This window comes from Pseudoalteromonas sp. S4741 (assembly GCF_005886135.1).
Lineage (GTDB): Bacteria > Pseudomonadota > Gammaproteobacteria > Enterobacterales > Alteromonadaceae > Pseudoalteromonas > Pseudoalteromonas tetraodonis.
This window is the reverse complement of sequence record NZ_PNCN01000034.1, coordinates 60,548-66,781: the sequence shown is the minus strand read 5'-3', so window position 1 is coordinate 66,781 and position 6,234 is coordinate 60,548. Positions and strand designations below refer to the sequence as shown.

General features: G+C 39.2%; 5 protein-coding genes. 2 read left to right on the top strand and 3 right to left on the bottom strand.

The genetic code is table 11. From position 1 onward, the window contains the following. The first annotated feature begins 197 nt into the window (after nt 1-197). The gene (locus CWC30_RS06605; protein WP_138626699.1) at nt 198-2,729 is read left to right on the top strand and encodes an EAL domain-containing protein; all 2,532 of its coding nucleotides are present in this window, start codon (nt 198-200) and stop codon (nt 2,727-2,729) included. A 187-nt stretch (nt 2,730-2,916) separates the two neighbouring features. Further along, nucleotides 2,917-3,114, top strand: coding sequence for a hypothetical protein (locus CWC30_RS06600; RefSeq protein WP_036980276.1), 198 nt, complete (start codon nt 2,917-2,919; stop codon nt 3,112-3,114). Nucleotides 3,115-3,161: 47 nt separating this feature from the next. Here CWC30_RS06600 and CWC30_RS06595 read toward each other — a convergent pair whose 3' ends face one another. From CWC30_RS06595 to CWC30_RS06585, 3 genes are all read right to left on the bottom strand, one after another. Further along, entirely contained in the window at nt 3,162-4,079 is a 918-nt protein-coding gene (locus CWC30_RS06595) for a hydrogen peroxide-inducible genes activator (RefSeq protein WP_036980277.1), read from the bottom strand. A gap of 82 nt (nt 4,080-4,161) precedes the next feature. Beyond that, nucleotides 4,162-5,430, bottom strand: coding sequence for an inorganic phosphate transporter (locus CWC30_RS06590; RefSeq protein ID WP_036980279.1), 1,269 nt, complete (start codon nt 5,428-5,430; stop codon nt 4,162-4,164). A gap of 39 nt (nt 5,431-5,469) precedes the next feature. Next, nucleotides 5,470-6,144, bottom strand: coding sequence for a TIGR00153 family protein (locus CWC30_RS06585; RefSeq protein WP_036980283.1), 675 nt, complete (start codon nt 6,142-6,144; stop codon nt 5,470-5,472). Between the last annotated feature and the right edge of the window lie 90 nt (nt 6,145-6,234).

Genomic DNA, 6,234 nt, shown 5'->3' with positions numbered 1-6,234 from the left:
TGAAGCGCTGAATTCTGCATTTTGAGGTGGTTTGGGTATTTAACTATTAGTAATAAAGCTCAAGATAACCCTTATATTCTCCCTAATTAGCTATCAATGAACTACATTTAAAATAGCGGTTAAATACGCTTGTTCTTATCGCTAAATATCATTACTCTTACTGTTTTATAATCTGCATTTCTCGGAGTGGTACCTAAGTGGCAAAACAGCTTAAATTGCTAATATTAAATACAAGTAATGATGAGCGCCAGACTATACGTGCCACGCTGGAGAGGCTTGGTGTGTTTGAGTTTATTGAAGCCTCAGACAGCCAAGATGCGTTAAAAATCTTAAAGAACCAAAGCGTAAATATAATCATAACCGGCTTAGATGTAGGTAAAATTGATGGCTGGCGGTTTTCACGTATGATCCGCTCTGGTTTACTTAACACGCCGAAAAATACGCCTATTTTACTTATTCCGCCCATTTATTGTGAGCGTATCGCCGAAACTACCGCACGTAGCTATGGCATAGATGCAGTACTGCCTTTTGAACGCCAAGATATATTGCCGCAAATACTCGCAAATGTGTTGTCGAGTCATTTAGAAAAAAGCAGTCGCTTAAACCTGTTGTTATTAGAACCCTTTAGCAGCAGGGCAAACGAGATGAGTGAACAATTAAAGCTTAACTTTGCAATTACTCATGTTACTAACGAAAAAGCCGCGCTCAGTGCCTATAATCAACAGTCGTTTGCTATCGTGCTACTTGATGCCACTGCAGCACAAGCTGAGAGCTCAAATCAATTAGTAGAAAAGATTTTGCAGCATAACCCTCAGCAAGCCATTGTTACTATTATTGATAAAAACGATGCTGATTACGCTGAGCAGTTATTACTTTCTGGTGTTACCGACTTTATTCGCGCCCCTTACGATCCTTCATTTTTGAATAAAGTCTGTGATCATGCAGCGCGTCGTGAAGACTTCATGGTGAGCTATGCTGAGTTTGCTAACAAAGTGCAGCAGTTAAGTGTTAGTGAAGTAAAATATCGCGACCTATTTTCAGCGCATCAGCGTATTTTATTGCACTTGAACACGGTTGTACTTGAACTAGATCAGCAAGGAAATATTCGCTTTATAAACCCGGCGTGGGAATCTCTAAGTGGTTTTGGAGTTAAGTCGACCTTACAACAACCACTCACTGCGTTTTGCACCACAGAATATAAACAGTCATTACAATCAACCATTGATGATATTTTACAAGGTGGCGCGAACAAACAAAAAATAGAAGTTAAACTAAGCCAAAAAAACGGTAACTCAGTATGGGTCGAATGTCGGCTTCAGTTAATAAAAAATAGCAGCAACAACGCCACTATCACTGCCACACTCGATAACATTCATGAGCGCAAACAAGCAGAGTTGCAATTACGCCATTTAGCTCTGCATGACACCTTAACAGGGCTACACAATCGTTATTATTTTGACCAACAACTTAACTATATTTGTCAAAACGAAAATACCTATGCAAATATTGAGCATGCGCTGATTTATATCGATCTTGATCACTTTAAAATAATCAACGACAGTAAAGGCCATCAACAAGGCGATATTGTTTTAAAAGAAGTGGCACAACTGTTTATTGCCAATATTAGTAATGAGCACCTGATCTGCCGTGTGGGTGGCGATGAGTTTGCGGTGATCCTTAAAAACACCAATTTATTAGACGCACATTTAATTGCACAGAGGATTTGTAGTGCCATTGAGGGCAACCAATTTAAGTCAGAAGATCAAGTGTATTCAATTAGCTGCTCTATTGGCTTAACACAAATTACTGCTGATAACTGCGACCCAAATGAATGTTTAAAGCAATCAGATATTGCGTTATATATTGCTAAAAATTTAGGCCGTAACTTAGTACATTGTTATTCAAAACAAGATGGTGAAAACAATGCGCTGCAAACGGGCTTAGAATGGGGCCATGGCGTACGCCAAGCTCTACAACAAGACAGTATAGAACTTCATTATCAACCCATTTGGGATTTTAAAACTAATCAGGTTGCTTACTTTGAAGTACTACTGAGATTAAAGCTCGACGACGAACTTATTTACCCAAATCAATTTATTCCCTCATTGGAAATGCTTAACGACACCTTTTTAATGGATCAATGTGTTATTCGTAACAGTATTGCAAGTGTTGCTGCGCACCCAGAGCTTCTTCAGGTTGCAATAAATTTATCGGCACAGTCATTTTTAGATGAGCGTTTACTGCCGTTAATAGAGTCAAGCCTCGAAAAATACCAAGTGTCTCCATCAAAAATTATTTTTGAAATAACCGAATCGGCTAGCATTAATAATTTGGCTGCCACTCGTAAAATGATTGAACGGTTAAATAATTTAGGCTGCCACTTTTCGATTGATGACTTTGGTACCGGATTTAGTACCTTTAATTATCTTAAACAATTACCAGCCCAACATGTGAAAATTGACGGCTCATTTGTCCGCGATATGCTTAACGACTCCATTGATTTAGCGCTAGTAAAAGCTATAAACGACATCAGTAGGTCACTAGATAAGCGCTCTGTGGCTGAATATGTGGAAACCGCTGAAGTATTTTTTGCACTCAAAGAAATAGGCGTAGACTACGGGCAAGGCTATTTTATTGCTCGCCCTGTCCCTATCGACAAGGTACTGATTGAATTAGAAAAAATAAAGAACAACCCTATTTTTTATCAAGATACCTTCACATCACTATAAACATTAATAAACAAATTTAAGCAATTTATTACTACCCAAATTGCCCATCTAACCTATACTTTGCTTATCGGCAGCAAAATGTCATGAAAATTAAGTGATCACCTTGATTTTACATGACATCTTTATTTCTTATTATCTAGATGTCTATACTCTTAAAGATGGACATTTGGTCATAAGGAGGATGTTTATGATGCAACTAATCACGTTATTATTGTTTATACACTTTGCTATTGCGCTTCAATGTTACAAGTATGCCCAGATTAAAGGCTACCCTGTAAAAACCTTTACAGTGCTTGGACTGGTGCCTTACTTCAATGTTGTTGTGTGGGTTTACTTATTGTTTTTACCGCCGCTAGAGAGCTACCAGCACAAGCAGCCACTTTAATTCCCTGTGTTATTGAGCGTATTATCTCTAATACGCTTTTTTTTACGTTACTTAAAATCAACACTGCACTGCTTTTTCAAAAAGACCTCTAACTGTTGGCTAAACAATTTAAAGTCACGAATCCGCCCCGTTGTTTTGCGCCACAGTACACCAATATCACGATAGGCATTACCTTGTGATGGCGTAGCAAGCATGTTTTTGTTTTCTAAAATACCCGCGTTAATCGCCATTTGCGGTAAAAAAGTCACGCCAAGTTTGTACTCAACCATACTCAATAAAGTATGTAAGCTAGCTGCCTCAAAGGGATTTATACAGCTAGAGCGGTTTAAATGGCACGCACTGAGCGCATGCCCAGTCATACAGTGCTCTCGCTCAAGTAAAAATACACTCGCTTCTGGTAGTAAATTAAAGTCTTCAATGCCTTTAGCTGGTGTGTAGTCTTTATGGTGCACTAAGCTAAAATGATCTTGTGCAAGTACTTGAGTATGAAATTTATCGGTTTCGTAGGGCAGCGCTAATAGTGCCAAGTCAATTTGCCCATGCTCTAACTTATCAAGTAGCTTGTCGCTGGTATCCTCCACTAAAACTAACTCTAAGTCAGCAAACGTTTGCTGACAAAAGTGATAAAGAGGCGCTGCAATAAAGCTCGCAATCGTGGGAATAACACCTACCGTTAATGTGCCGCTAAGCGGCGTTAAAAAGCTTTTGGTAAGCTCTTTTAAGCTAATAGTGTCGTTAATGATTTTTCTTGAACGCTCAACAACCTCTTCACCAATGGTGGTAAACATAAGGCTGCGATTTTCTCGTTCTATAAGCTGACACCCTAAGGTCTCTTCTAAATTTTGAATTGCGGTGCTCAGCGTTGACTGGCCAATAAAGCAGGCACTTGCTGCGCGGCCAAAATGTTGATGCTGATGCACAGCTAATAAATACTGTAGCTGCTTTATACTAGGGAGATTGGTCATTTTTCTTTCCACAAATAAAAAGACCCCAACACCAAGGGGCGTTGAGATCTTTTCAAGCTAAAAGTCTTTTAAGTACTTTTTATTAAACCCCAAAAGCGGTTCTTAGTACGTAGAAAATAACAATAGCAAGGGCAGCACCAACTGGCAATGTAATTACCCAAGAAACTACAATATTTCTTATTACACCCATATTAAGTGCGGCAATACCACGTGCCATACCTACACCCAACACGGCACCCACTAGGGTTTGTGTGGTTGAGATAGGTAAGCCTGTGCCCGATGCAATAACAACGGTAGATGCAGCGGCTAATTCAGCAGCAAAACCACGGCTTGGTGTTAAATGTGTAATTCCTTCACCAATGGTTTTAATTACTTTTTTGCCTAAAATAGCAAGACCGGCAACAATACCTAAACCACCCAGTGGTAATATCCACCAAGCAATAGCCGCTTTCTTCGCGATTTCACCATTATTTTCAACAATGTTTACAACAGCAGCTAGTGGTCCAATTGCGTTAGCAACATCATTAGAACCATGAGCAAATGCCATACAACAGGCTGTTAGCACCATAAGTACTGCAAACACTTTTTCTACATTGTTAAACTGCATTTCTCTATCCGCTTTAGGATCGATATTTAAACGAGAAATCGCAATTTTACCAATAACAGCAACTAGTACCGCTATGCCTATAGAAATAGCAAAACCTTCAAAGGTACCTAAATTAATACCTATGTGCTTTAAGCCTTTTTTAATGGTCACAAGTGCCATAATAAAGCCAGCTAAACCCATGTATATTGGTACAAAACGCTTTGCATTTTTAAGTGGAGCGTCTGTATCAAATATCAGCTTTTGCGCACTCATAAATATTAAGTACGCTATAAAACCTGATATCGCCGGCGTTACAATCCAGCTACCTACGATACCGGCAACCTTACCCCATTGAATAGCCTCTGTGCCTACTGCAACCAGAGCAAAGCCAATAATAGCGCCAATGATTGAATGAGTGGTCGATACCGGCCAACCTAAAAACGAGGCAATTAATAACCAACTGCCCGCGGCAAATAATGAGGCGATCATACCTAAAATCATCAATTCAGGAATGTCGGCAAATGGGGCCGCATCAATAATCCCTTTACGAATTGTTGATGTTACTTCACCACCGGCTAAATAAGCACCTGCAAACTCAAAAATCATCGCGATAAAAATCGCTTGTTTAATGGTAAGTGCTTTTGAACCTACTGATGTACCCATCGCGTTGGCAACGTCATTTGCGCCAATACCATAAGCCATAAAAAAGCCGACTGCTGCGGCAATTAGAATTAATACCGTGCCGTAAGATGCAATGATATCCATTGTGTAACCTTAATCTTTCGTGTTTGAACTGATTTTAAATTAACGAGCTAACATCAGCTCAAGACGTGACCCTACGCGCTCTGCAATATCTGCAAGCTCGCCAACCCATTCAATGATTTTGTATAAAAACATTACATCTACTGGATTTAGCTCACTTTCTACTTTACGTAGTTGGCGGCGTATTCTAATTTGCATTTCATCCGTGTCTTGTTCTATGGCATCCAATTCTACGAGCATTTTTTCAACCAGAGTAACTTCTCTGCCTTTAAAGCCCGTTTCTAACAATTCTTCTAATTCATTAATCGCTTTAGATGCTTGTTTTGTTGCATCAACACAACGAGTTACATACGCCAAAAAGTCTTCTTGAATCTCTTGTGGTATGATCATCTCACGACCAATTACACGCCCAGCAATGTCTTTTGCCTTATTAGCAATTTTGTCTTGTTGGGTTACTAATTCGAGAAGGTCTGTACGCTCTACCGGCATGAATAATCCGCCAGGTAGTTGTAAGCGTATAGTTCTTTTCATTTCATCGGCTTCACGCTCTAAATTACGAATAGTTAAACGTAGCTCTTCAGCTTGTTGCCATTCTTCTTTAAAAACATGATTAAAAAAAGGTACCAAACTTTCGCTTGCTTGATGCGCTTTTCTGATGTGTTCTTCTATTGGTTTTATAGGTGATTTTGCAAAAACACCTAAAAAATTTGTTGGCATAACTGACCCTTTAATCAATTCAATATGCTGTTCAGCGTGAATTTTACAGCATTAAGCTAGATTGTGAACGCTTTTTCTCATTCAATTATT